Annotated in this window: 22 protein-coding genes and 1 pseudogene; 8 read left to right on the top strand and 15 right to left on the bottom strand. The window is 56.5% G+C overall.

The window, feature by feature from the left end; all coding sequences use genetic code 11:
• Positions 1–16: 16 nt before the first annotated feature.
• A complete protein-coding gene (locus tag Q9R34_RS09340; RefSeq protein WP_434124767.1) occupies positions 17–730 on the bottom strand; it encodes a gluconate 2-dehydrogenase subunit 3 family protein in 714 nt (237 codons plus the stop codon).
• 591 nt (positions 731–1,321) lie between these two features.
• Between Q9R34_RS09340 and Q9R34_RS09345 the strand changes: the two genes are divergently transcribed.
• Complete coding sequence (locus Q9R34_RS09345; RefSeq protein ID WP_485893208.1) at positions 1,322–2,341, top strand: LacI family DNA-binding transcriptional regulator; 1,020 nt, start codon at positions 1,322–1,324, stop codon at positions 2,339–2,341.
• Here Q9R34_RS09345 and Q9R34_RS09350 read toward each other — a convergent pair.
• Together Q9R34_RS09350 and Q9R34_RS09355 are read right to left on the bottom strand one after the other, a co-directional pair.
• On the bottom strand, positions 2,319–3,125 hold the full coding sequence (locus Q9R34_RS09350; RefSeq protein WP_485893209.1) for a hypothetical protein: 807 nt from the start codon (positions 3,123–3,125) through the stop codon (positions 2,319–2,321). The two genes, Q9R34_RS09345 and Q9R34_RS09350, sit on opposite strands and share 23 nt — an antisense overlap.
• 1 nt (position 3,126) lies before the next feature.
• Complete coding sequence (locus Q9R34_RS09355; protein ID WP_033753308.1) at positions 3,127–3,324, bottom strand: hypothetical protein; 198 nt, start codon at positions 3,322–3,324, stop codon at positions 3,127–3,129.
• A 965-nt stretch (positions 3,325–4,289) separates the two neighbouring features.
• Between Q9R34_RS09355 and Q9R34_RS09360 the strand changes: the two are divergent.
• A pseudogene (locus tag Q9R34_RS09360) lies at positions 4,290–5,364 on the top strand (type I restriction endonuclease).
• Between the two features lie 48 nt (positions 5,365–5,412).
• Here the strand turns inward: Q9R34_RS09360 and Q9R34_RS09365 are convergent.
• The gene (locus Q9R34_RS09365; RefSeq protein ID WP_485893211.1) at positions 5,413–6,597 is read right to left on the bottom strand and encodes a BaiN/RdsA family NAD(P)/FAD-dependent oxidoreductase; all 1,185 of its coding nucleotides are present in this window, start codon (positions 6,595–6,597) and stop codon (positions 5,413–5,415) included.
• Positions 6,598–6,838: 241 nt separating this feature from the next.
• Between Q9R34_RS09365 and pitA the strand changes: the two genes are divergently transcribed.
• A complete protein-coding gene (gene pitA, locus Q9R34_RS09370; RefSeq protein ID WP_434124762.1) occupies positions 6,839–8,341 on the top strand; it encodes an inorganic phosphate transporter PitA in 1,503 nt (500 codons plus the stop codon).
• 46 nt (positions 8,342–8,387) lie between these two features.
• Here pitA and uspB read toward each other — a convergent pair whose 3' ends face one another.
• Positions 8,388–8,723, bottom strand: a complete 336-nt coding sequence (uspB, locus tag Q9R34_RS09375) for a universal stress protein UspB (RefSeq protein WP_485893214.1) — start codon at positions 8,721–8,723, stop codon at positions 8,388–8,390.
• Positions 8,724–9,148: 425 nt separating this feature from the next.
• Between uspB and uspA the strand changes: the two genes are divergently transcribed.
• Together uspA and Q9R34_RS09385 are read left to right on the top strand one after the other, a co-directional pair.
• On the top strand, positions 9,149–9,586 hold the full coding sequence (gene uspA, locus Q9R34_RS09380; protein ID WP_033753318.1) for a universal stress protein UspA: 438 nt from the start codon (positions 9,149–9,151) through the stop codon (positions 9,584–9,586).
• 399 nt (positions 9,587–9,985) lie between these two features.
• Positions 9,986–10,231, top strand: a complete 246-nt coding sequence (locus Q9R34_RS09385; RefSeq protein ID WP_485893216.1) for a hypothetical protein — start codon at positions 9,986–9,988, stop codon at positions 10,229–10,231.
• Positions 10,232–10,342: 111 nt separating this feature from the next.
• On the opposite strand, the gene rsmJ is transcribed toward Q9R34_RS09385, so the two are convergent.
• On the bottom strand, positions 10,343–11,101 hold the full coding sequence (gene rsmJ / locus Q9R34_RS09390) for a 16S rRNA (guanine(1516)-N(2))-methyltransferase RsmJ (RefSeq protein WP_485893218.1): 759 nt from the start codon (positions 11,099–11,101) through the stop codon (positions 10,343–10,345).
• A gap of 8 nt (positions 11,102–11,109) precedes the next feature.
• Entirely contained in the window at positions 11,110–13,152 is a 2,043-nt protein-coding gene (prlC, locus tag Q9R34_RS09395; protein WP_485893220.1) for an oligopeptidase A, read from the bottom strand.
• Between the two features lie 223 nt (positions 13,153–13,375).
• On the opposite strand from prlC, the gene Q9R34_RS09400 reads away from it, so the two are divergent.
• Complete coding sequence (locus Q9R34_RS09400) at positions 13,376–14,218, top strand: 23S rRNA (adenine(2030)-N(6))-methyltransferase RlmJ (RefSeq protein WP_485893222.1); 843 nt, start codon at positions 13,376–13,378, stop codon at positions 14,216–14,218.
• A gap of 1 nt (position 14,219) precedes the next feature.
• Here the strand turns inward: Q9R34_RS09400 and rnz are convergent, their stop codons facing one another.
• Positions 14,220–15,131 (bottom strand): ribonuclease Z, encoded by a 912-nt coding sequence (gene rnz / locus Q9R34_RS09405; protein WP_434124757.1) that lies wholly within the window; start codon positions 15,129–15,131, stop codon positions 14,220–14,222.
• Positions 15,132–15,254: 123 nt separating this feature from the next.
• On the opposite strand from rnz, the gene gorA reads away from it, so the two are divergent.
• Positions 15,255–16,607, top strand: coding sequence for a glutathione-disulfide reductase (gorA, locus tag Q9R34_RS09410; RefSeq protein ID WP_485893224.1), 1,353 nt, complete (start codon positions 15,255–15,257; stop codon positions 16,605–16,607).
• Positions 16,608–16,670: 63 nt separating this feature from the next.
• On the opposite strand, the gene Q9R34_RS09415 is transcribed toward gorA, so the two are convergent.
• The 7 genes from Q9R34_RS09415 to Q9R34_RS09445 all read right to left on the bottom strand — a co-directional run bounded on the left by Q9R34_RS09415 (position 16,671) and on the right by Q9R34_RS09445 (position 22,945).
• Entirely contained in the window at positions 16,671–16,883 is a 213-nt protein-coding gene (locus tag Q9R34_RS09415) for an Rpn family recombination-promoting nuclease/putative transposase (RefSeq protein ID WP_485893317.1), read from the bottom strand.
• A 30-nt stretch (positions 16,884–16,913) separates the two neighbouring features.
• Positions 16,914–17,873, bottom strand: coding sequence for an Rpn family recombination-promoting nuclease/putative transposase (locus Q9R34_RS09420; protein WP_485893226.1), 960 nt, complete (start codon positions 17,871–17,873; stop codon positions 16,914–16,916).
• A 142-nt stretch (positions 17,874–18,015) separates the two neighbouring features.
• The gene (locus Q9R34_RS09425; protein ID WP_485893228.1) at positions 18,016–18,657 is read right to left on the bottom strand and encodes a hydrolase; all 642 of its coding nucleotides are present in this window, start codon (positions 18,655–18,657) and stop codon (positions 18,016–18,018) included.
• Positions 18,658–18,884: 227 nt separating this feature from the next.
• Positions 18,885–19,781, bottom strand: coding sequence for an alpha/beta hydrolase (locus Q9R34_RS09430; protein ID WP_434124753.1), 897 nt, complete (start codon positions 19,779–19,781; stop codon positions 18,885–18,887).
• Positions 19,782–19,947: 166 nt separating this feature from the next.
• A complete protein-coding gene (locus Q9R34_RS09435) occupies positions 19,948–20,298 on the bottom strand; it encodes a hypothetical protein (protein ID WP_434124752.1) in 351 nt (116 codons plus the stop codon).
• A gap of 29 nt (positions 20,299–20,327) precedes the next feature.
• Positions 20,328–21,677, bottom strand: coding sequence for a cation:proton antiporter (locus tag Q9R34_RS09440; RefSeq protein ID WP_485893231.1), 1,350 nt, complete (start codon positions 21,675–21,677; stop codon positions 20,328–20,330).
• Positions 21,678–21,736: 59 nt separating this feature from the next.
• Positions 21,737–22,945, bottom strand: a complete 1,209-nt coding sequence (locus Q9R34_RS09445; RefSeq protein WP_485893232.1) for an MFS transporter — start codon at positions 22,943–22,945, stop codon at positions 21,737–21,739.
• A gap of 95 nt (positions 22,946–23,040) precedes the next feature.
• Between Q9R34_RS09445 and Q9R34_RS09450 the strand changes: the two genes are divergently transcribed.
• The gene (locus Q9R34_RS09450) at positions 23,041–23,976 is read left to right on the top strand and encodes a LysR family transcriptional regulator (RefSeq protein WP_485893234.1); all 936 of its coding nucleotides are present in this window, start codon (positions 23,041–23,043) and stop codon (positions 23,974–23,976) included.
• Positions 23,977–23,985: the final 9 nt, after the last annotated feature.

Genomic DNA, 23,985 nt, shown 5'->3' on the forward strand with positions numbered 1-23,985 from the left:
CAGTCAGACTGAAGAGTCAAAGGGTGTTATCAATCAGGCTGGTCGGGATGATGTTGAGCTTCTTCCCTTTTTTGCCAATCAGGTCGCGGAAGTCATAGCGTGCACCGGGAAAACCGATCATTTTCCAGCTCGCCATCTCTTTGTTGCCGCCGTAAATAGGGTCGGACAAAAAGCCTTCGCGTACGTTCTGCAGCAGCAGCTCGAAGAGGACTTTGGTCTCTACCTCCGCGCCCAGATCGATCTGGTTCGCCTCCATACGGCGCAGCAGATCGTCCTGCTGGTCGCCACTTAGCGCAACAAAGGTTTTACCGAAGGTTTTGGACGTGTATGCATCAAGCGCGGCGAGACCCTGCCGGTAGCGCTGCGCGGGCGTCAGCGGCGACTGCGGTCCCTGCTCAGGGGTGCCTTTGACAAAGCGTCCCAGGCGATAGATCGCCACTGCGTTGCCGTAATCGCCCGCCAGCTGGCGATCGATAAAGGTGGCGCAGCCCGCCTCTTTGCCGCTGATGCTTAGCTCGTCAGCGGGAATAAAGCGTTCAGCGATAGCGCCAACGGTGTCGAATTCATGCTGCGTCAGATACTGCAGGCCGCCTTTGCGCGGCACAGGCGGCGTACTGACTTTGCCGGGTTCCCAGGGTTGCCCGCCCTGCACGGTTTCCGCTTTTGCCACAGGCAGCGACGAGGCTACCCCCAGGGCGGCCACGGAAGTGAGAAACTCTCTGCGTTTCATATTTTCCCTGCCAAGAAATTGATCACATTAACTGCATTCATTTAATTAACGGAGAGGAAACCATACCAGGTAAACTATTTCGGGCATGGCAATCTCCTGCGCGCCTTTTATCCGGCGACAGCGTTATTTTTTTATTATGTGCTCTGCTCATCGGCGGAAAGCTTTGTTCCGTTCAGAGGCTGGTTGTTAATACAAAAAATCGCTATCAATCAATTAACAACAAAATAATCATAAATTTTTAACCTACTTTCGGAAAGCGCAGCGTTGATGTAAAGCCATCATCCGGCGACATAAAACCAACTTTTTCAGTAAGTTAAACTTCACATTTCTGGCGGCGTTATCAACGTAGATGCTGAAGGAGTGCTGAAATAACGCTCGTCACGTTAGATCGGCATTTTATTCGCTGCATTTTTCGCCAGAATTAACGTGCGTTAACTGCGACATAAAATTTCATTAAATCAGGCTAGCGCAACGGTTGGCACACTTATTAAAATAGCGATCCTGTTTAACAGACGCCAGCCGGTAAAACGGCGCCCGTGTAAAGTACGCAGCGGTAACGGCATGACAAATAACGTTATGCCTGGAGTAATAATGAAAAAACTCACCCTTGAGATGGTGGCAAAAATAGCGGGCGTCGGCATCGCAACCGTTGATCGGGTATTAAACGAACGCGGCGGGGTATCCCCGGAGACGACGCGCAAGGTATTAAAAGCGGCGCGCGATATTGGCCTCAAGCGATTACTGCCGGAGGAGTATCGTCATCCCTGGCAGGTAGAGGTGTTTCTCAGCAATAACGGCTCCTCGTTTTTCCAGCAGCTGGTGCGCTATTTTGGCGAGGCGGCGGGCGAACTGGGCTATCGGCGTATTACGCTGCACAAAACGCTGGTCGCGGAGTCACAGCCGGACAAGCTGGCGCAAAGCATTATCGCCCGCAGCAGCACCCGCGACGGCATCATCGTTTTCGGCCATGACTACCCGCCCATCTATCGCGCGCTGGCGCTGTGCCGCAGCCGCGGCGTGCCGGTTATCACCATCGTAACCGACCTGCCCGACGCGGATCGCCTCTGTCACGTCGGCATCGATCAATACCAGGCCGGTCGCACCGCGGGTTTGCTGATGAGCAAGATCGTACATCAGCCGGGCGATATTGTGATGGTGAGCGGCCGCTTCGATTACTGGGCGCACCGTCAGCGTATCGCGGGGTTTCGCGAGGTCATGATGCAGCGCGCGCCGCAGCGTCATCTGCGCGAAGTGCTGTTCGGCCTCGATCAGCGCGACACCATCCGCACGCTGCTGGACCAGAGTCTGTCGCAGTCGCAGCATGTGGCGGGCCTGTATAACACCGGGATGGGCAACAGCGAAGTGAGCGAAACGCTGCGCGCCCATCAGCTTCTTGGTCAGTGCGGCTATATTACCCACGAGCTTTATTCAATTACGCGTCAGCTGCTGCGTCATGATGAGCTGGACTTTGCGCTGGATCAGAACGCGCAGCAGCACGCGCGTCTGGCGATCGAGCTGCTGCTGCGTCATCTGGAGAGCGGCTATCAGCCCGATACCTATCTGGACGGCAACGTCGCCCTGCGGCTGTTTACGGCAGAGAATGTGGCGTAAAGGAGCCTTCAATCTCCATCGGCACGCCGTCGTGATGCGTCATCGCCAGCGAACTGGCGCTGGCCGGGTCAAATAGCGACAGACTCTCTATCTGGTCCACCATCAGCACCTTACGGAATGCCATGGCGTTTTTCGGTTCGGAAGTGAGCGTAATGCCGTGCTCTGCATACCAGCGGCTGTAGTTATGTTCAATCGACATGCTGAGCGTTTTGCTGTCGCGATAGCCGCTGAGCATAGGAATAATCACGATGTTCGCGGTGTTCTCATACTCAAAGGTGGCGGCATGCACCATACCGATATAGATGCGGCGCGACTTGAGCGTGATCCACGCCAGCTCGCCCTCTTGCATGCACTGGTAAAGCAGCTGCTCAACGCCGTTGGATTTAGAGAGCTGCTGATAGAGATCCTGCCGTCCGCTGCTGTTAAGACGTGCGCTTTCCGACCAGTTAGAGCGATACATGCAGAACAGCACCGCGAAGGCGAGCATCACCACGACCGGCGCCTGGATGCCAAGAAAGCTCCAGTTCATAAACTCCATCTGCCAGCGTAGATGCTCGCCGGGTATTATCTGCAGCGCATTGGCCAGACTGGAAACAAGCAGCAACAGCAGCCAGACGATAGCCGTCGCTAGCATCCCTTGCAGTACGAAAATACAGCCGTAGAGCGCCACCAGGAAATAGACATCCCAGCCGATACTGCGCCGGACCTTGAACCGACTGGAGAGATCGCGGCTGGTGTACCAGTAGCCGCAGACCATAAGCACCATGAATATCGCCGTACCCATCTTAAACTCCTTTTAGCGTTTCGACGTGGCGGGCGAAATCCTCATGCACTTCCTCACTCAGCACGTTTACCGAAGCGTTGCCGTCCTCATCAATGATGATGCGCTCGCCGTCGGCGATGGATTCATTCAGATCCTGACGTGACATGCCTCTGATAAAGCTCTCGGGGCTGGAAAACAGGGAACGCATAAAGGTGAGCATTGGGGGCGGATCTCCTTTGTGGTAAATCAGAAGTATGAAATCGGGGCGGCAAACGCGCCAGGCGGATTAGTCTAAAAGTGTTGCGAGTCAGCTAATTAGCGAAGCGGCAGAAGGAGAGCAAGCCGGTAAAGTGATAGGAAATTTTATTTTTTATCCCAAGCCTGTTTATAGCAAGAAGCAATGTAAGGCGTAAGAAAACAGTCTTTTCGAAGAATATTACATTTATGAATGGATAGGATGCTCACCTTCAACCCATCAACCTTACATTTCCTATCCATTTGATTTAACAAGCAAAAGATAATTAAACACGTTAAGTATTGTTGACTACTATTGAATTGATTTAGAGGAAATTTAATAAATTACAAAGCGCATAATAAACATGACACTAATTCTGTTAATTCACTCTCATATAACATTTATCTTGTTCAAAAAAGTTAAAAATTCAATTCATTTTTTTCGTAAAAGCTGCGCACTCGTAAAAAAATGTAACTTCAGCAAAAAAAAGATAACAAGAATTGTTAAAACTGAACAAAATCAAAATATTTTCATAAATTTGAAGCAATCATTTCTAAATCCCAACTGCTAGATTTTGTCATAAAAAGGATAAAACCCCACAAAGAAAAAACACACAATATTAAATGCTAGCATTAGAATTGTTACAATATTAAATATGGGTAGCTATTTATAATCATGACTTAACACATAAAAATTAAAAGTTTTACGTAAGGTGACAGCCTTTATTTACTTAACTTGTTGTATTTTATCGAATTTAACAAAATCACACAGAATTGACAAACAGAAATAATTCAATTAAAAATAAGCAATAACGATTGCTGACTTACGGTGCGTCTTTTTTATGGATGATCACACTCTATTATGCGATTTTTAACTTACTTGGTGTTAACTGTATAAAAAAGAAAGTTCCTTTAAAAATCAAATGCACTCATCACAACTAATGGTGAATTATGGATATCATTGAAAATCTTAGCGCGCTTGCAAAAAAAATCAGGCAACAATCCTCTGTTATTAAAACAGAGGAAGCGACTAAAAGTGCTTTTGTTATGCCTTTCATAAATCAGGTACTGGGTTATGATGTTTTTGATCCGACAGAGGTTATACCCGAATTTGTTTGCGATGTAGGAACAAAAAAGGGCGAAAAAATTGATTATGCCATTTTAAAAAATGGAGACATCCAAATACTTATCGAATGTAAAAAATAGGCGAGCCACTTAACATTAACCATGCATCGCAGCTATTTCGCTATTTCCACGTAACAAACGCGCGCATTTCTATTTTAACAAACGGTCAAACTTATAAATTTTTACCGATCTTGACGCGCCAAATAAAATGGATGAAAAGCCGTTCCTTGAGTTAGATTTGCTGGATATTGATGAACATCTGGTACCAGAATTGGTAAAACTAACTAAAAGCGCATTTGATGTTGAATCAATTGTTAATGCAGCAGGCGAACTAAAATATATCAGTCAAATAAAAAAACTCATATCAATACAGTTTAATAATCCTGAAGAAGAGTTCGTTCGACTTTTCGCATCGAAAGTTTATGAAGGAATGATGACTCAAAAGGTTAAAGAACTATTTTTAAACCTTACCAAGAAAGCGGCAACCCAGTGGTTAAACGATCAAGTAAATGAAAGACTTAAATCAGCGATAAGCGGCACATCCATTCAAAGCACAACTGACATTAACACCTCAAACCTACCGTCTGTAGAAGAGGATAAAGAAAGTACTTTAATTGTTACCACTGAAAAAGAGATTGAAGGATTTCATATTGTTAAAGCAATCATAAGGAAGATAATTGAGCCAGACCGAATTAACTACCGCGATACACAAAGCTATTTTGGAATTTTAGTTGACGATAATAATCGCAAACCTGTTTGTCGCCTTCACTTCAACCGAAGCCAGCTATACATAGGCATTTTCGATATCGATAAAAAAGAAACACGCCATCCCATAGCCAACCTTAATGATATCTATAATTTTACTGATTCGTTAAGAGCAACAGCAAAAAATTATGTTTAATCAAGTTTATCAAGGCCAAATATATTTTTGGCCTCCTTCATTCAAATCTTACAGCGCCTGCGCGCACGCCCAGGCTGAACTCCATGCCCACTGGAAGTTATAGCCGCCCAGCCAGCCGGTCACATCCACCACCTCGCCGATAAAATAGAGTCCCGGTACGTCGCGGGCTTCCATCGTCTTCGACGAGAGCAGCGTGGTATCAACGCCGCCCAGCGTCACCTCGGCGGTGCGATAGCCTTCTGTGCCGTTGGGCTGCACGCGCCACTGGTGCAGCGTCTGCGCCAGTTCGGCCTGCTGCTTGCCGTTAAGCTGCTTCAGCGTGACGTCCGGCACCTGCCCCAGCTCCTGCAACACCTCTACCAGCCGTTTCGGCAGCAGCTTCGCCAGGCTATTTTTCAGGCTCAGATTGGGATGCGCCTGGCGCTGCGCATTGATGAATTCTTCTATCGAGGTGGCGGGCGACAGGTTAACGGTAACCTGCTCGCCCGGCTGCCAGTAGCTGGAGATTTGCAGCACCGCCGGACCAGACAGGCCGCGGTGGGTGAAGAGCATCGCCTCTTTGAACAGGGTGCCGTCCTGCGCCTCAATGGTGGTATCGAGCGCCACGCCGGAGAGCGTCTGTAGCCGCTCCAGCAGCGGCTTATGCAGGGTAAAAGGCACCAGGGCGGCACGGGTCGGATAGACCTTCAGGCCGAACTGCTCGGCAACCTTATAGCCGAACGGCGTGGCGCCCAGGCCCGGCATCGAGAGACCGCCGCTGGCGATCACCAGCTTTTCCGCCTGCACCGTCGCGCCGTTGAGCTGCAGCGTATAGCCCGACGCTTCGCGCGCCACGCTCAGCACTTCGCTGCGCAGGCGCAGCGTCACCTTGCCCTTTTCACACTCCGCCGTCAGCATATCGACAATCTGCGCCGCCGAGTCGTCGCAGAACAGCTGCCCCAGCGTCTTTTCGTGATACGCAATGTTATGACGGTTAACCAGATCGATAAAATCCCACTGGGTGTAGCGCGCCAGCGCGGACTTGCAGAAGTGGGGATTGTGCGACAGATAGGCGGTCGGATCGGTATACATATTGGTGAAGTTGCAGCGCCCGCCGCCTGACATCAGGATCTTGCGCCCGGGCTTTTTGCCGTTATCCAGCAACAGCACGCGTCGGCCTCGCTGCCCGGCCTGCGCCGCGCAAAACAGTCCCGCCGCGCCGGCACCGATAATAATAACGTCAAACTTTTCCACTGCCTTTGTCCCGCCTGTTTTCAGAGGCGCTGATTGTAGAGGTCTGCTCTGCATGACGCCAGCGTCAAAAAATTGTCGTAATTATGTCATAATGTAACCAGTTCATTTTACGGCACTTTTAGGCGAAACCGGGCAGCTTGATACATTCTCAAGTCAAAACAAGGCTATATTTTGCTTTCCCATACCCTGCGTTGTCGCAGATAATGCGCCGCGCTCATGTCCTCAAAATGGCGTAATCTGTATGCTACATTTGTTCGCTGGTCTTGACCTCAGTACCGGCCTGTTATTGGTTCTTGCCCTGCTGTTTGTATTGTTCTATGAAGCAATCAACGGCTTTCACGACACGGCCAACGCAGTTGCCACGGTGATCTATACCCGCGCAATGCGCGCGCAGCTTGCTGTGGTGATGGCGGGCGTATTTAACTTCCTTGGCGTTCTGCTGGGTGGCTTAAGCGTCGCTTACGCTATCGTGCATATGCTTCCTACCGACCTGCTATTAAATGTTGGCTCTGCGCACGGGCTGGCGATGGTCTTTTCCATGCTGCTGGCAGCGATTATCTGGAACCTCGGCACCTGGTATCTCGGTCTGCCGGCCTCCAGTTCGCACACGCTGATTGGCGCCATCATCGGCATCGGCCTGACCAATGCGCTGATGACCGGCACCTCGGTAATCGACGCGCTGAACATCCCTAAAGTCATCAATATCTTTCTGTCGCTGATTCTGTCGCCGATTGTCGGTCTGATCATCGCAGGCAGCCTGATTTTCCTGCTGCGTCGCTACTGGAGCAGCACCAAAAAGCGCGCACGCATCCATATGACGCCCGCTGATCGCGAAAAAATCGACGGCAAGAAAAAGCCGCCGTTCTGGACGCGTATCGCTCTGATCGTGTCGGCAATCGGCGTCAGCTACTCGCACGGCGCTAACGATGGTCAGAAAGGCATCGGCCTGATTATGCTGGTGCTGATTGGCGTCGCGCCGGCAGGTTTCGTGGTCAATATGAACGCCAGCGGCTACGACATCACGCGCACGCGCGACGCGGTTAATCACCTCGAACAATATTATCAGCAGCACAGCGAGGCGCTGACGCACATCGTTCAGATGGCGCCGCCTGCCCTGCCGACGCCGGAAGAGACGGCGTCCGGCCCGAAAGAGTTCCACTGCGACAGCGCCCGTGCGCTGCAGGCGGTGCAGCGCGCACAGGGCCTGCTGAATACCAATCTGCAAAGCTACGAGCAGCTTAGCGTCGAGCAGCGCAGTCAGATGCGTCGTCTGCTGCTGTGCATCGCCGATACCGCCGACAAGGCGGCCAAGCTGCCGGAAACCAGCGCCGACGATAAACGCTTCCTCGGCAAGCTGAAAACCGATCTGCTGGGCACCATCGAGTATGCGCCTGTATGGATCATCATGGCAGTCGCGCTGGCGCTGGGCATCGGCACCATGATCGGCTGGCGCCGCGTCGCCACCACCATCGGCGAGAAGATTGGTAAAAAAGGCATGACCTACGCGCAGGGTATGTCGGCGCAGGTTACCGCGGCGGTTTCCATCGGTATCGCCAGCTATACGGGCATGCCGGTTTCGACCACGCATATTCTGTCGTCGTCAGTCGCGGGTACCATGCTGGTAGACGGCGGCGGGCTACAGAGCCGCACCATCAAGAATATCGCCATGGCGTGGGTCTTTACGCTGCCGGTCTGTATTGTGCTGTCAGGCAGCCTCTACTGGCTGGCGCTGAAGCTGGTATAAGCCACGCACAAAAATCAAAGGCGACGCAGGTCGCCCTTTTTTATTGCTAGTGCCAGATCGCCAGACAAATCAGGCTGAGGATCACTAACCCGCACAAGGCGCTGGTTAAGATGAACTGACCGCGCACCAGCTCGCAGCGACGAATAAACTCCTCGTCATGATGGTCAAGATAACGTTTTGCCCAGATATAACGCACCAGCCGCACCTGCTTGCTCGGCTGACCGTGCGAGGTAAAAAAGCCAGCCCCGTCGACATACTGATAGAGTAAGGGATCGCAGCCTCGCAGCACCGCCAGCAGCGCGCGCAAAGAAGAAAAGTAGCGCGCCATATTCACAATACACACCACACAAAGAGCCCAGAAAAGCGCGATAGTGCTGATCATATTTCCCTCCCAGCTGGAGCCGCGGAGACGGAATGGAGCGCGGCTGCGCTTCATGCTCCACGGGAAAAGCCGACCACTGAATGACCTGAACAGATCTCTGTTTTTTAGCAAGCTTACGCGGTCGGCACCTGAGAAGTCCCACCGTTAATTTGTAGTGTAGGAGAAGTTTTAAACTCTTTTCCAGCGATGATTTTCGTTCGCCGCGAGCGAAAAAGGCGCTAAGCCTTGATCTTATTCACAACCGAAGCGCGTACAGCAGCATTTGTTAACCGTCGCCGCTATACTAAAGACATAACAACTATCTGTCGGGAACGCCGACAGGGTAACTGGTGACACATATCGCCCGTTCGCGTAAAGGATTGCGCAGGCAATGACGCGAGAGGAAGACAGGTCGCCATCCTGAATCTTGTGAAAGGAGTTATATCATGGCTTATAAACATATCCTGATTGCGGTAGACCTTTCTCCCGAAAGCCAGCTGCTGGTGGATAAAGCCGTCTCGCTGGCGCGCCCCTATGACGCCAAAATTTCGCTGATTCACGTCGACGTGAACTACTCCGATCTCTACACCGGCCTGATTGACGTCAATCTGGGCGATATGCAGAAGCGTATCTCGGAAGAGACCCACACCGCGCTGCGTGGGCTGTCGGATGCGGCAGGCTACCCTATTAGCGAGACCCTGAGCGGCAGCGGCGATCTCGGCCAGGTGCTGGTCGATGCGATTAAAAAATATGATGTGGATTTAGTGGTGTGCGGCCACCATCAAGATTTCTGGAGCAAGCTGATGTCGTCGGCGCGCCAGCTGATTAACACCGTGCATATTGATATGCTGATCGTTCCGCTGCGCGACGCAGAAGACGAATAACTGCTGCGAAAAAAGCCGGCGCGAGTCGGCTTTTTTTAGCCGTTGAGCTAACGCTTCCCCTGCGCTATATCCGCTTTTATCGTTTCCCTTTCGCCTCTCATGACGTAAAAGTCTGCCTTTTTAAGGCGCTCAGCGCCGCCAAAACCCCTGTTCTGTTTCATTGCCAGAACGTTCAGCCGCCACTAGCCTCCAGCCAGAAAGCCCTCGTTATTTTCATGACAACATCAGCCCGCTATTAATAGCCGCCTGGTTAATTAACGATGTGTGGCAGGCGGGCGATTATCAATATTTTACTATATGCAAAATAGCGGACGCTTATTATATTCAATCTGCTTTGGCTGCTGCATAAGCGGCAGTTCGGGCATAATTAAATGGCTTAACCACTTGATAAGGATATTGATGATGAGAGAAATTAACCAGAATGAAATTGCTGCGGTAAGCGGTGCAGGCCTGAATGAATTTATTGGAAACGTCAATGAAGCGCTGACCCAGGTGTCGACTTTGCTCGACAGCACGGTAAAAACGCTAACGGAAACCGCCGATATTGGTCGGGAAATTGGCCTTTCTTATAAAGCTTTTGGCCTGAGCGTTGCAAAAGGTTTCCACGCCTCTTTTTCAAGCTTCCTGACCAAACTGGCGTCCTGATTTAATTTCAAAACTGCAGCACACCTGAAATTAAATAAAATTAAGCTCAACCGCTAAAAGCGTGCCCGATGCTGTATCAGGCACGCTTTTTTATTTAGGGCAATCTGAGCTTTATATTTGCCGGTCGAGCGACGGATAAATATCGAAGCGATGACTTTTAGTCACCACCGCCGACTGCGTTGCGACCCCCGCCAGCGGCGGCGCATAGTCGGGGCGCTTCACCACGATACGCTTCTTTGCCAGACGGCGCGCAGGCGCCAGCAGCGCATCGGCATCCTCGTCAGCACCGACCAGCGACTGAAACACCCGCATCTCTTTTTTCACCATCGCGCTCTTCTGCCGGTGGGGATACATCGGATCGAGATAGACCACGTCCGGCGCAGGCGTAATCTCGCCGAGTGCCTGCGCGCTGGGCGCATGGATCAGAGTCAGCCGCTCGCGCAGCCATCCGCCGATCTCCGCATCCTGATAGCCGCGCTGCAGGCCATCATCCAGCAGCGCCGCCACGACCGGATGACGCTCCAGCATGCGCACGCGGCAGCCAATCGCCGCCAGCACGAAGGCATCGCGCCCTAAACCGGCGGTCGCATCCACCACGTCCGGCAGATAACCACTCTTCACGCCAACCGCTTTTGCCACCGCCTCGCCGCGTCCGCCGCCAAAGCGGCGACGGTGCGCCATCGCGCCAGAGACGAAGTCGACAAAAATGCCGCCCAGCTTCGGCTCGTCACGCTTGCGCAGTTCAAGATGCGTCGGCGTCTGCACCAGCGTCAGTACGCAGCCTTCGTCATGCTCCAGCTGCCAGCGCTGCGCCAGATGCGACAAGGCGCCGTCTCCGGCGCCCGATTCATCAATCAAACAGATCTTCACTGCAGCCGTTATCCCTTGATGCCGTAATGGTCCAGCATCGCATCCAGCTGCGGCTCGCGGCCGCGGAAGCGTTTGAACAGCTCCATTGGCTCTTCCGAACCGCCGCGCGTCAGGATGTTGTCGAGGAACGACTGACCGGTCTGACGGTTAAAGATGCCCTCTTCCTCGAAGCGCGAATAGGCGTCTGCCGCCAGCACGTCTGCCCAAAGATAGCTGTAGTAACCCGCCGCATAGCCGCCTGCGAAGATATGGCTAAAGGCGTGCGGGAAACGGCCCCATTCCGGGCTCGGCACCACCGCCACTCGCTTTTTCACTTCGCGCAGGGTTTCGAGGATCTGTGCGCCTTTCGCCGGGTCGAACTCGGCGTGCAGGCGGAAATCGAACAGGCCGAACTCCAGCTGACGCAGGATAAACAGCGCCGCCTGGTAGTTCTTCGCCGCCAGCATTTTCTCGAGCAGCGCTTCCGGCAGCGGTTCGCCGGTTTCATAGTGGCCGGAAATAAAGGCCAGCGCCTCGGGCTCCCAGCACCAGTTCTCCATAAACTGGCTCGGCAGTTCGACCGCATCCCACGGCACGCCGCTGATGCCGGAAACTCCCGGGGTTTCGATGCGCGTCAGCATATGATGCAGACCGTGACCGAATTCGTGGAACAGCGTGGTGACTTCGTCGTGAGTAAAGAGCGCGGGCTTGCCGTTCACCGGACGGTTGAAGTTGCAGGTGAGATAAGCGACCGGCTTCTGCAGCGTGCCGTCGGCTTTGCGCATCTGGCCGACGCAGTCATCCATCCAGGCACCGCCGCGCTTGTGCTCACGCGCGTAGAGGTCGAGATAGAAGCTGCCGCGCAGCTCGCCGCTCTCATCGAACAGATCGAAGAAGCGCACGTCAGGATGGTAAACATCGACGTCGGTACGCTCTTTGGCGGTGATGCCGTAAATGCGTTTAACCACCTCAAACAGGCCGTTAACGGCGCGCGCTTCCGGGAAGTAAGGGCGCAGCTGTTCGTCGCTGATGGTGTAGAGATGCTGCTTCTGTTTTTCGCCGTAGTAGGTGAGATCCCACGGATTCAGTTCGCTGACGCCGTACTCTTTTTGGGCAAAGGCGCGCAGCTGCGTCAGCTCTTTTTCCGCCTGCGGACGGGCACGTTCCGCCAGATCGTTCAGGAAGTCGAGCACCTGCGACGGGTTTTCCGCCATCTTGGTCGCCAGCGATTTGTCGGCGTAGGAGTCGAAGCCCAGCAGCTGCGCCAGCTCGTGACGCAGCGCCAGCTCTTCCGCCATGATCGGGCCGTTGTCCCATTTACCGGCGTTCGGCCCCTGATCGGAGGCGCGCGTCGAATAGGCGCGGTACATCTCTTCGCGCAGTGCGGCGTTGTCGCAGTAGGTCATCACCGGCAGATAGCTTGGAATATCCAGCGTCAGCAGCCAGCCTTCCTGATCTTTGGCTTCGGCCTGCGCTTTCGCCGCTGCCAGCGCGCTTTCCGGCATGCCGGAGAGTTCGCTTTCGTCAGCGATCAGTTTGCTCCAGCCCATGGTTGCGTCCAGCACGTTGTTGCTGTAGACGGAGCCCAGCTCAGAAAGACGCGCGGCAATCTCGCCGTAGCGCTGCTGCTTCTCTTTATCGAGGCCAATGCCGGAGAGCTCAAAATCGCGCAGCGCATTATCGACCGCTTTCTGCTGCGCCACGTCGAGCGCGGCGAAGCTCTCGCCCTCTTTCAGATCGCGATAGGCCTGGTAGAGCCCTTCATGCTGGCCAACCCAGGTGCTGTATTCGGAAAGCAGCGGCAGCGTCTGCTCATAGGCCTGACGCAGCTCCGGGCTGTTTTTCACCGAGTTAAGATGGCTGACCGGCGAGAAAATGCGGCCGAGACGGTCGTCGACCTCAGCCAGCGGCTGCACCAGGTTGTCCCAGGTGTAGGGCGCGCCCTGCGCCACCACCTTCTCCACCGCCGCGCGACATTCGTTCAGCGCCTCGGTCACGGCAGGCACCACATGCTCAGGCTGAATGGCGGAGAAAGGCGGCAGCGTAAAAGGCTGGAGTAATGGATTGGTCATAGCGCAGTCCTTGTTCAATGTATGGGGCGCGCGAGGCGCGCAACGCAATCTTACTAACATGCGGTTAAGTGTAGCGAAAATCAATGCCAGCCAGGCTGCGCCGCGAAGAAACGTGTCGCGCGGGCAGGTGACGGAGAATCGGCCAGCATTTTTTGCCTTCAGCAGGTATAATCCCGCTTACTTGCAGTACGCCTTTTTACGCCAACGCGGAATCCCCACTGTTATGCTGAGCTATCGCCACAGTTTTCACGCCGGCAATCATGCCGACGTGCTGAAACACACCGTACAGAGCCTGATCATCAGCGCACTGAAAGAGAAAGAAAAGCCGTTCCTCTACCTCGACAGCCATGCTGGCGCAGGCCGTTATCTGCTGAGCGGCGAGCACGCCGAGCGGACCGGCGAGTATCTGGAAGGTATCGCCCGCATCTGGCAGCAGCCGGACGCGCCGGAGCTGCTGAAGCCCTACTTCAACGCGATTCGCGACCTGAACCCCAACGGCACGCTGCGCTACTATCCTGGCTCGCCGCTGATCGCGCGCCACCTGCTGCGCGCAGAGGATAAGCTGCAGCTTACCGAACTGCACTCCAGCGACTACCCGCTGCTGCGCGGCGAGTTTCTGAAAGACAGCCGCGCCCGCGTCGAGCGCGCCGACGGCTACCAGCAGCTGAAGGCGAAACTGCCGCCGCCGACCCGCCGCGGCCTGATCCTGATCGATCCTCCCTATGAGCTGAAAAGCGATTATCAGGCGGTGGTAAAGGCGATCCATGAGGGCCACAAGCGCTTCGCCACTGGCGTTTATGCGCTCTGGTATCCGGTGGTGCTGCGTCAGCAGATCAAGCATATGCTGCGCGATCTCGAGGCGACCGGCATCCGTAATATTCTGCAGATTGAGCTGGCGGTGCGTCCGGACAGCGATCAGCGCGGCATGACCGCATCGGGCATGATCGTCGTCAACCCGCCGTGGAAGCTGGCGCAGCAGATGAACGAGCTGCTGCCCTGGCTGCACCAGAAGCTGGTGCCTGCCGGAATCGGCCACGCCACCGTGACACAGCTGGTGCCGGAATAAGCTACAGCGTAAACACCGCCAGATCCTGTGCCAGCTCGGTATTCGGAAATATTGAGCGGCACTCCTCCAGCAAACGCGGCATGTCGCGCGGCAGATAGCGCGAGCTGAAATGTGTGGCGATCAGGCGCTTTGCACCCGCCTCTTTCGCCACCTGCGCCGCCTGTAGCGTCGTGGAGTGGCCGCGCCCGTTGGCCTTCTCCTGCAGGGCCGCCTCCAGCGTTGCTTCATGCACCATCAGATCGACATCGGCCGCCAGCTGCAGCGCCATCGGCGTCGGCGCGGTATCGCCGAAAATCGCCAGGGTTTTGCCTCGGGTCGCCGGACCGAGATAGTCCGCGCCGTTGATCACCCGTCCATCCTCCAGCGTGACGCGCTCTCCCGCTTTGAGCTGCTGATACCACGGCCCGCGCGGCACCCCCTCTTCTTTCAGGCGCGCGGCATCGAGAAAGCCCGGCTTATCGTGCTGCTCGATGCGGTAGCCGAAGCAGGTCAGCGGATGCACCAGCGGCCAGGCGCTGACGCGGAATTCACCGTCGTCGAGCACCGGCCCCGCTTCAATCTCGACGATTTCCAGCGGGTAGTCGGTATAGGAGCCGCTGAGCGACAGCGCAGTGTCGACAAAGCGCCGGATGCCTTCAGGTCCGTAAATGGTCAGCGGCTCGGTAATGCCGCCCATGGAGCGACTGGTGAGCAGACCGGGCAGGCCGAAAATATGGTCGCCGTGCAGATGAGTAATAAAGATTTTGTTCATGCGCCCTGGTCTGAGCGGCGAACGCATGTACTGGAGCTGCGTCCCTTCGCCACAGTCGAAGAGCCAGGTGTCGCCGCGCGGCGAATAGGTAAAAGCAATGGAGGTGACGTTGCGTTGCAGGCTGGGCGCGCCGCCGCCGGTGCCAAGAAATGTAAGCTGCATGCTATGCTTCCCTGTCAGTGAGAGGAGAATTCAACCCTATTACAATCATAGGCGCAATCTTTGCGCCGTCTCGCCTCTCAGCGTTACAATCCCGACCAACTCTTGCAACCGGATGGACACACCATGACACGACATTATGACTACCTCGCCATTGGCGGCGGCAGCGGCGGCATCGCTTCGATTAACCGTGCTGCCATGTATGGCCAGAAGTGCGCTCTGATTGAAGCCAAAGAGCTGGGCGGCACCTGCGTGAATGTGGGTTGTGTTCCGAAAAAAGTGATGTGGCACGCGGCGCAGATCGCCGAGGCGATCCATCTCTACGGTCCGGATTACGGCTTCGATACCACGGTAAACCACTTCGACTGGAAGACGCTGGTAAAAAATCGCAGCGCCTACATCGATCGCATTCACACCTCGTACGATAACGTACTGGGCAAAAACAGCGTCGACGTCATCAAGGGCTTCGCCCGTTTTGTCGACGCCCATACCGTGGAAGTGAACGGCGAGCGCATTACCGCCGACCATATTCTGATCGCCACCGGCGGCCGTCCGAGCCATCCCGACGTGCCAGGCGCGGAATACGGCATCGACTCTGACGGCTTCTTCGAACTGGACGCGCTGCCAAAGCGTACCGCGGTCATCGGTGCGGGCTATATCGCCGTCGAGCTGGCGGGCGTGGTTAACGCGCTGGGTTCCGAAACGCATCTGTTCGTGCGCAAGCACGCGCCGCTGCGCAGCTTCGATCCGCTGATCACCGACACGCTGGTGGAAGTGATGAACGCCGAAGGCCCGACGCTGCACACCCACGCCGTGCCGAAAGCGGTGGTGAAGAACGCCGATGGTAGCCTGACGCTGCAGCTGGAAGACGGGCGCGAGCAGACCGTCGACTGCCTGGTGTGGGCCATCGGCCGCGAACCGGCGACTGACAACCTGAACCTGGCGGTGACCGGCGTGGCGCTGAATGAAAAAGGCTATATCAAGGTCGATAAGTATCAGAATACCAACGTCGACGGCATTTATGCGGTTGGCGACAATACCGGCGCGGTCGAGCTGACGCCGGTTGCGGTCGCAGCGGGTCGTCGTCTCTCAGAGCGCCTGTTCAACAACAAACCGGATGAACATCTGGATTACAGCAACGTACCGACCGTGGTGTTCAGCCATCCGCCAATCGGCACCGTTGGCCTGACGGAACCGCAGGCGCGCGAGCAGTATGGCGACGATCAGGTGAAGGTCTATAAATCTTCATTTACCGCCATGTATACCGCCGTTACGCAGCACCGCCAGCCGTGCCGCATGAAGCTGGTCTGCGTTGGCGCAGAGGAGAAGATCGTCGGTATTCACGGCATTGGTTCCGGCATGGACGAGATGCTGCAGGGCTTTGCGGTGGCGTTAAAGATGGGCGCGACGAAGAAAGATTTCGACAATACCGTGGCGATCCATCCGACGGCGGCGGAAGAGTTTGTGACGATGCGCTGATCCAGCGCGGAGAGAGGGGCCAGCGGATGCTGGCCCTAAGCGTAGTGGCGAAACGTTATTTCGTCAGGCTGGCTGAATGCGGTTCAGCTCTTCTTCCGTCAGCCCGGTGGCCTGCATAATCGTCTCGCGCGGCATGTTCATTTTCAGCAGGCTGCGCGCAACTTCCATTTTCCCTTCAAGCTTGCCTTCAAGCTCACCTGCTTTGCGGCCTTCTTGCCTGAGCTGTTCTGCAATGGTCATCAGTGCGTCCTCCTGTTGCGGTATCCGCTGTGCCAGGCGGGCAAAGGCGCAGCATCTGTGGTGATATCATGCTAACTGGGCGCGATTCAGCTCCTCTTCAGTCAACCCCGTAGCCTGCAAAATTGCCTCACGTGTCAGCTTCATTTTTAGCAAGCTGCGCGCCACCTCCATTTTCCCTTCGAGCTTCCCTTCAAGCTTGCCTTCGAGCTTTCCTTCGAGTTTCCCTTCGAGCTTGCCTTTAAGCTCACCTTCTTTACGGCCTTCCTGCCTGAGCTGTTCTGCAATAGTCATCAGTGCGTCCTCCTGTTGCGGTATCCGCTGAGCCAGTTCGCGGACAAAGGCGCTGGCGTCTGCGGTTTCGCCTGCCTGAACAATATAGTGTACCAGCGATATTATCTGTGATGAAGAGAGCCAGCCCGCCAGCAAAACTGACGCCAGTCTGTCCATCACCTCCGACAAATCGCGCTGATGGATATGTTTTTGCAGCAGGGTAAGCGCGGCCATGCTGCGATGCTCGGCTATCTCATCGTCAGCGATAACAGTAACGTCTACCAGCGGAAAAGGATTGCTATAAACCTTTTCCGCCAGCGTCGGATCGCTGAACGCATCCAGCCAGCGGGTAGAGAACGGATACGGGCTGCGCTTACCGGCGTAAAACAGCAGCGGAACCACCAGCGGCAGTCTCTTGTGCCCTGCATCAAGGTGACGTTTCATCGCAGCCACCGCATAACGCAGCAGCCGAAACGCCATATGCCTGTCCGGCGTCGACTGATGTTCAATAAGGACATGCACGTAGCTGTCATCACCGCTGGTGGTTTTCAGGCTGTAGAGCACATCGCTGAAGTACGGACGCAGGTCATCCTCAACAAACGAGCCGGACTCCAGCTTCAGCGTACTCAGGTCGCATATAGCGCGTAGCGTCGCCGGAAGATGAAGCTCCATAAAATCGCGCGCAACATCTGGCTGGCTGAGAAACTGCCGGAAGGTAGCATCGTGCGGGGTCGGCGTACTGTTTTTCTTCTTCATCTTTCCTGACTCTGAAAAAAACGTCTCCAGAGCCTGACACAGCTGAAAAACAGTGTCATTAGCGAGACCGGTAAGTCACAGATAATAAAGGGCAAAGGCCCAATGCTGAACCTTCGCCCAATCGTTATTTATGCTGTAAAAATCAGGCCTGACGCGCCGGCGCTTTATGCACCATGGTGTAGGCGTAATCGACGCCCATGCCATATGCGCCGCTGTGTTCGCGCACCAGATCCATCACCGCGTCATAGGTCTCTTTACGTGACCAGTCGCGCTGGTACTCAAGCAGCACCTGCTGCCAGGTGACCGGGATGGCGCTAGCCTGCACCATACGCTGCACCGAGCGCTCATGAGCGTCGACGCTGGTGCCGCCAGAGGTGTCCGTCACCACATAGACTTCATAGTCCTCTTTCATGGCCATCAGCGCCGGGAACGTCAGACAAACTTCCGTCCAGAGCGCAGAGATAATCAGCTTCTTGCGTCCGGTTTTCTCTACGGCCTCAACGAATTTCGCATCTTCCCAGGAGTTCATCGAGGTACGTTCAATCGGCTTCGACTCTGGATGGACCGCCAGCAGTTCCGGCCAGATATAGCCGCTAAAGCTTTCGGTTTCGACCGAGGTATAAATCACCGGCACGTTAAAGATTTTTCCGGCCTTGGCCAGGGCGACGGTATTATTTTTAAGCTGCTGGCGATCGATATTTGCCACGCCGAAAGACATCTGCGGCTGGTGGTCGATAAAAATCAGGGTCGAGTTTTGCGGGTCCAGCAGGTCGAATTTAGACATGATCTTATTCCTCTCAAGGGTTTGCGATGTTGTGTTTCCATTGAGATGAACTTTACGCAGGCGGGCTGTTAAGAGATAACGGAAAGAATTTTACAAGTTATTAAAATTTATTTTAGAGAGTTGATAGAAAAGGTTTTTTCTCAGCCTTTTGGAAAAATCGGCATCGGGAAAGCGGCATAAACACGTTGGCGGCGAAGGAGACAATCAGCCGCCGGATACTGGCCCGATCAGCTGAGGCGGTCGAGCCAGCGCGCGTAGGCCTGATCCCACAGGGCGGCAGGCGTGCCCGCCTTGCCAAGGCCGAAGCCGTGGCCGCCGCGGCTGATCTCAATCAGCTCCACCGGCACGCGGTTGCGTCGGCAGGTATCGCGCATCAGCTCAGTGTTATACGGATTAGAGACGGGGTCATCCTCCGCCTGCGCCAGAAAGGTAGGCGGATAGCTGCGCGTCACATAGTTCTGTACCGACCAGTTCGCCTCTTCTGCCGGCGTCGCGCCGTTGCCCACCAGAATGCGGTGCGTGGTGGTATGGGTATAGGGCGCTTCCAGGGTAATCACCGGATAGATCAAACCGACGCTGTCGACTTTCGGCACCACCTGATCCAGCTCATCCTGCGGATCATAGGAGCGGAAATCTGGACGCGCCGCCGCCATGCCGAGCAGATGCCCGCCAGCGGAGAATCCCAGCACGTGCACTTTACGCTCCAGCGAACGCACCAGGCGAATGGCGCGCTGCGCATCCTGCAGCGGCGCGAGATGGCCCGCCTGCCACTTCTCTTCCGGCAGGCGATAGCTCAGCACATAGGCGGTATAGCCGTTGCTGTTAAGCCAGCGCGCCACTGGCCAGGCCTCGCGCCCCATGCCGATAAACTTATAGCCGCCGCCCGCCGCGATCAGCACCGCTTCGCCGTTGGGATTTTCCGGTTTAAACCGCTGGATGGTCGGGCTGACAATATTCGACCAGGAGCCGTATTTGTTAACGCGCAGCGGCCCAGACGGCCCGCCGCCGCCCGGCGGCTCGTCCGGCCACAGGGGAATGACCTCATCACGGGCAAAGAGTTTGCCTGCGGTCATGGAAAGAAGGAGGGCCCCGGAACCCAAAAGAAAGTGTCGACGCGTGATCATGATGCCCGTTGAGTCAATGCCAGTCGCTGATTCAGACGCGCCTGTCTATGGCGGCGCTGTTATTATGTGACGCATATCAATTGCTGGCGATTATGTACGCAATTCGGCACAAAATGCCACAAAAAAACGCGCCCTGAGGCGCGTTTGTGCAGCGTAAGCAGGCGGCTTAATCTTCCTGCTGAAACTGCGTCATCACCGTTTGCTCGCAAAGCTGCTCGTCGGCGCGGAGTTTGCCGCGCTCATCTTCGCCCAGCTGCAGCCAGGCGTTCGCCACTTCGTTAGCAATATCTTCATCAAACTCCGGCTGATTCATGGCGCTGGAAGATTTGCTCATCGCGGTATAGCTCTTCATTTTCTGCACGTAAGCATCCGCCGTGCCGACCTGGGTCTCCCCGCTGACGATATGGCACAGCTTGCTGGCATAGACGTTCTCCTGCGGGATATTGGTGTCATCGTCAGCGGCCAGCGCAGCGGATGACGCCAGCATCCCCAGTAGAATCAATAACGGCTTTTTCATATTCACTCCTGTTTTAGTCGGGTGACGGTCTACTCATCGTTCTGCCGGGCGGAAAGGCGCGCCGAGCGCCAGTTCAGCAGCGGCGTGACCGTCACGCCATGAATGACAATGCTGCACACCACCAGTGTCAGCGCCATATCAACCATTGTTTCGGCCTGTTGTCCCGCCATGCCGTGTACCCAGGCGAAGGCGATGTAGTTAATACTGCCGATACCGCGAATTCCCAGCCAGCCGATCAGCAGACGGCGCACCGGCGGAATGCCGCAGCGCAGCGTCGTCAGCCAGACCGCCAGCGGGCGCACCACGATAAATAATGCCAGTCCCAGCAGGATGCCGTCGAGGTTCCAGTGGTGGGCCAGCGTCACGCCCAGCACCACCATCATCGCCGCCGCCAGCAGCCGCTCAATCGTATCACCAAACGAGAGCGCGTCGCTGACCACCAGCCCGACCGATTTCACCATCCCGCCGCTTTCACCCGCGTGCTCCAGGCGGTTGTTGGGATTGACCAGCGCCTCGGCGGGCAGCACCCGCTGCTCTTCGCTCAGCTCTTCCGGCGGGTAGGCTTTAAACACGCGCAGTTCGGCGCGACGCAGCCCGATACCGGCGGCAAAGGTCGCCAGAAAGCCAGACGCCCCGATGGTTTCGGCTGCCGCATAGCTCAGGGCAATCAGCGCCAGCGCGAGAAAATCATTGGGCGCCACGTCGCCGTGCGCGCTGCGCAGCCGCGTCGCCAGCAAACCCACAAGGCGGCCAAACAGAAAGCCGAGCGCCAGACCGGCGCCGATGCCCCAGATCACCTCAACCGCCGTCCAGTGCCCAATGCTGCTCCAGGTAAGGCTTTCGCCGTTAAACAGCAGCAGCGCCAGGACCAGCAGCGGCAGCGCCGATCCATCGTTCATGCCCGCTTCGCTGGAGAGCGCCACGCGCAGCGCATCGTCGTCGCGCGCGTCGTTAACGGAAATCAGGCTCGCCAGCACCGGATCGGTCGGCGCGACAATCGCGCCGAACGCCAGCGCCAGCGGCCAGTCAAAGCCTACAAGCCAGTGCGCCAGCAGCATCATACCGCCGACCGTCAGCAGCATTGCCGGAAAGGCGAGCCGCATACCGAGGCGCCAGCTGTGCGTGCGCAGCGGCAGGCGCAGCTTCAGCCCGGTGATAAACAGCGAGGCCGCCATGGTGATTTCAGTGATATGCGCGGCGGCTTCCGAATGTTTCAGAATATCGATCTGCACGACGTCGAACACCCAGGGTCCGCAGAGGATCCCGGCTAACAGGTAAAGCCCAAACGACGTCACTGGCCCGCGATGGATCCATCCCGACGCCAGCGACATTAATAACAGAAGGCAGCCGGTGGCCGCCATCCAGCCAAGAAAGTTCATAACGCTCCGTTTTCCCTGAAGATTATGTTTAATCCTGGCACAAGAGCGCAAAAGCGGGATCAGTTCTTCAGGTGCCGGCTCGCCAGGCGAAGCGCGAAACTGGCGGCGCCAGCCAGCGTGGCGAGGGTCACGACGCCGTTCCAGCCCCAGCGCGCCAGCGCCAGACTGCCCAGCGCGGCGCCGGTCGCCATGCCGATAAACACCACGGTAAACAGCAGCGCGTTAAGGCGACTGCGCGCTTCCGGCGCCAGGCTATAAACCAGCGTCTGGTGCGCCACCAGCGTGGCCTGCACGCCTAAGTCAAAGCCGATGGTGCTGAGCACAATCAGCGCCAGCTGGGCAGGGATCGGCAGCGCAGGCAGCAGGAACATCAGCGCGAAGGAGACGGTGACCAGTCCAGCGCCGACGATGGTGACGCGTGCCGGTCCGATACGGTCGGCGATGCTGCCCGCCAGCGGCGCGGCCATTGCGCCTGCCGCGCCTGCCAGGCCGAAGGCGCCAGCCACCGCGCTGTCGAGGTGGAAGCGGTCGCTGAGCATCAGCGCCAGCGTCGACCAGAAGGCGCTAAAGCCGACCGACAAGAGTCCCTGCGCCAGCGCCGCACGGCGCAGCGTCTGATGATGCTGCCAGAGATGCGCCAGCGACAGCAGCAGACGCGGGTAGCTGACCGAGGTGCCAGGCGTAAAGCGCGGCAGCGCGCGCCACAGCGCCAGGCTGATGAACAACACCATTGCCGCCGCCAGCCAGTACATAGCGCGCCAGCCGAAATACTCCGCCACCACGCCGCTCACCACCCGCGACAGCAGAATGCCCACCAGCAGGCCGGTCATCACCGTGCCAACCGTTTTGCCGCGGCTGCGCTCGGGCGCCAGCGTGGCGGAGGCGGGCACGATATCCTGCGCCACCGTCGCCGTTAGGCCGGTGGCGAAGCTGGCGATCAGCAGCGCATTCAGGCCGCCGGAGAAGCCACACAGCAGCAGCGCCGCGACCAGCAGCAGCCCCTTAATCAGGATAATGGCGCGGCGATCGTGACGGTCGCCCAGCGGCGCCAGCAGCAGAATGCCCAGCGCATAGCCCATCTGCGTCAGCATCGGCACCATACCGACCGCGCCGACGCCGACGTTAAACTGTTTGCCGATGATATCCAGCATCGGCTGGCTGTAGTAAATCGAGGCCACGCTCAACCCTGCGCCTGCGGCAAGGGTAAAGACCAGGGGACCGGGCAACCTTTCGGCCGGGCTGGCCACAACGCTATTTATTGCTGACATGATCATCTTCTCCACGGGGGTATGGCGCTTAGTAAAGCGGAATGCCGCCATACGCGGTAGACTGGTAAAAGACAAAACTGTTATGCGTGGTACGTATGAACACCCTATCCAGTCCCGATCGCATCGAACTGATGCAGACGTTTATCCGCATCGTGGAGAGCGGCAGCCTGTCGGCAGCGGCCGCGCAGCTCAACACGACGCAGCCCACCATCAGCCGTCGGCTGCAGGCGCTGGAGCAGCGGCTTGGGCTAAAGCTGATCATGCGCACCACCCACGCGCTCAAGCTGACCGACGACGGCGAGCGCTGCTACGCCCATGCGCGCCAGCTGCTGGCGACCTGGCACGCGCTGGAGGATGAGCTGACCCACGCCAACGACGAGCCGGTCGGCACGCTGCGGGTGCGCGCGCCGCACGCCTTTGGCCAGGATCAGCTGGTCGCACCGCTGGTGGAATACCTGATGCGCTACCCGCGCCTCAACGTCGAGTGGATGCTCAACGATCGCACGCCCGACTTTATCGCCGAGAATGTCGACTGCGCGATTCAGGTCGGCGCGCTGAGCGATCCCGCTATCGTGGCGATTTTACTGGCGGAAGTGCCGCGCATCGTGGTGGCCTCGCCGGATTTGCTGGCGCGGCACGCGCCGGTTGACACCGTGGCGCAGCTGGCGACGCTGCCCTGGCTGGCGCTGACCAGCTTTTACCGCAATGAGATTGCGTTACAGCGGCTTGAAGACGGCCAGCCGGTCAATATGGCCATTGCGCCACGCCTGAGCAGCGACAGCCTCTACGCGGTGCGCAAAGCGGCATTGATGGGCATGGGCGCGGCGATTATGTCGTCGTGGGTGGTGCAGGAGGATTTGGCGCGCGGCGAGCTGGTGCAGCTCACGCCTGAGTGGCAGGCGCCGCCGCTGCCGGTCTGGCTGACCTATCCCTGGGCGAGCTACTACCCGGCGCGATTGCAGAAGTTTTTCGAGATGGTGCGGGAAGTGATGCCCCGACTGACCGGCACGCGGCCAGCCGGGAAATTTTAGCCTTCAGAG

Origin of the sequence: Enterobacter sp. BRE11 (genome assembly GCF_031844285.1) — a bacterium.
In the GTDB taxonomy this organism is placed as follows: Bacteria; Pseudomonadota; Gammaproteobacteria; order Enterobacterales; family Enterobacteriaceae; genus Pantoea.

Excerpts from the sequence above, each read along its gene's own strand:
- Q9R34_RS09430 (WP_434124753.1), bottom strand. The coding sequence starts at position 19,781 with ATGATCACGCGTCGACACTTTCTTTTGGGTTCCGGGGCCCTCCTTCTT.
- gorA (WP_485893224.1), top strand. The coding sequence starts at position 15,255 with ATGACACGACATTATGACTACCTCGCCATTGGCGGCGGCAGCGGCGGC.
- uspB (WP_485893214.1), bottom strand. The coding sequence starts at position 8,723 with ATGATCAGCACTATCGCGCTTTTCTGGGCTCTTTGTGTGGTGTGTATT.
- Q9R34_RS09445 (WP_485893232.1), bottom strand. The coding sequence starts at position 22,945 with ATGTCAGCAATAAATAGCGTTGTGGCCAGCCCGGCCGAAAGGTTGCCC.
- Q9R34_RS09435 (WP_434124752.1), bottom strand. The coding sequence starts at position 20,298 with ATGAAAAAGCCGTTATTGATTCTACTGGGGATGCTGGCGTCATCCGCT.
- Q9R34_RS09425 (WP_485893228.1), bottom strand. The coding sequence starts at position 18,657 with ATGTCTAAATTCGACCTGCTGGACCCGCAAAACTCGACCCTGATTTTT.
- Q9R34_RS09340 (WP_434124767.1), bottom strand. The coding sequence starts at position 730 with ATGAAACGCAGAGAGTTTCTCACTTCCGTGGCCGCCCTGGGGGTAGCC.
- Q9R34_RS09350 (WP_485893209.1), bottom strand. The coding sequence starts at position 3,125 with ATGGGTACGGCGATATTCATGGTGCTTATGGTCTGCGGCTACTGGTAC.
- Q9R34_RS09440 (WP_485893231.1), bottom strand. The coding sequence starts at position 21,677 with ATGAACTTTCTTGGCTGGATGGCGGCCACCGGCTGCCTTCTGTTATTA.
- pitA (WP_434124762.1), top strand. The coding sequence starts at position 6,839 with ATGCTACATTTGTTCGCTGGTCTTGACCTCAGTACCGGCCTGTTATTG.
- Q9R34_RS09355 (WP_033753308.1), bottom strand. The coding sequence starts at position 3,324 with ATGCTCACCTTTATGCGTTCCCTGTTTTCCAGCCCCGAGAGCTTTATC.
- Q9R34_RS09450 (WP_485893234.1), top strand. The coding sequence starts at position 23,041 with ATGAACACCCTATCCAGTCCCGATCGCATCGAACTGATGCAGACGTTT.
- Q9R34_RS09420 (WP_485893226.1), bottom strand. The coding sequence starts at position 17,873 with ATGAAGAAGAAAAACAGTACGCCGACCCCGCACGATGCTACCTTCCGG.
- prlC (WP_485893220.1), bottom strand. The coding sequence starts at position 13,152 with ATGACCAATCCATTACTCCAGCCTTTTACGCTGCCGCCTTTCTCCGCC.
- Q9R34_RS09385 (WP_485893216.1), top strand. The coding sequence starts at position 9,986 with ATGATGAGAGAAATTAACCAGAATGAAATTGCTGCGGTAAGCGGTGCA.
- Q9R34_RS09400 (WP_485893222.1), top strand. The coding sequence starts at position 13,376 with ATGCTGAGCTATCGCCACAGTTTTCACGCCGGCAATCATGCCGACGTG.
- rnz (WP_434124757.1), bottom strand. The coding sequence starts at position 15,131 with ATGCAGCTTACATTTCTTGGCACCGGCGGCGGCGCGCCCAGCCTGCAA.
- uspA (WP_033753318.1), top strand. The coding sequence starts at position 9,149 with ATGGCTTATAAACATATCCTGATTGCGGTAGACCTTTCTCCCGAAAGC.
- Q9R34_RS09345 (WP_485893208.1), top strand. The coding sequence starts at position 1,322 with ATGAAAAAACTCACCCTTGAGATGGTGGCAAAAATAGCGGGCGTCGGC.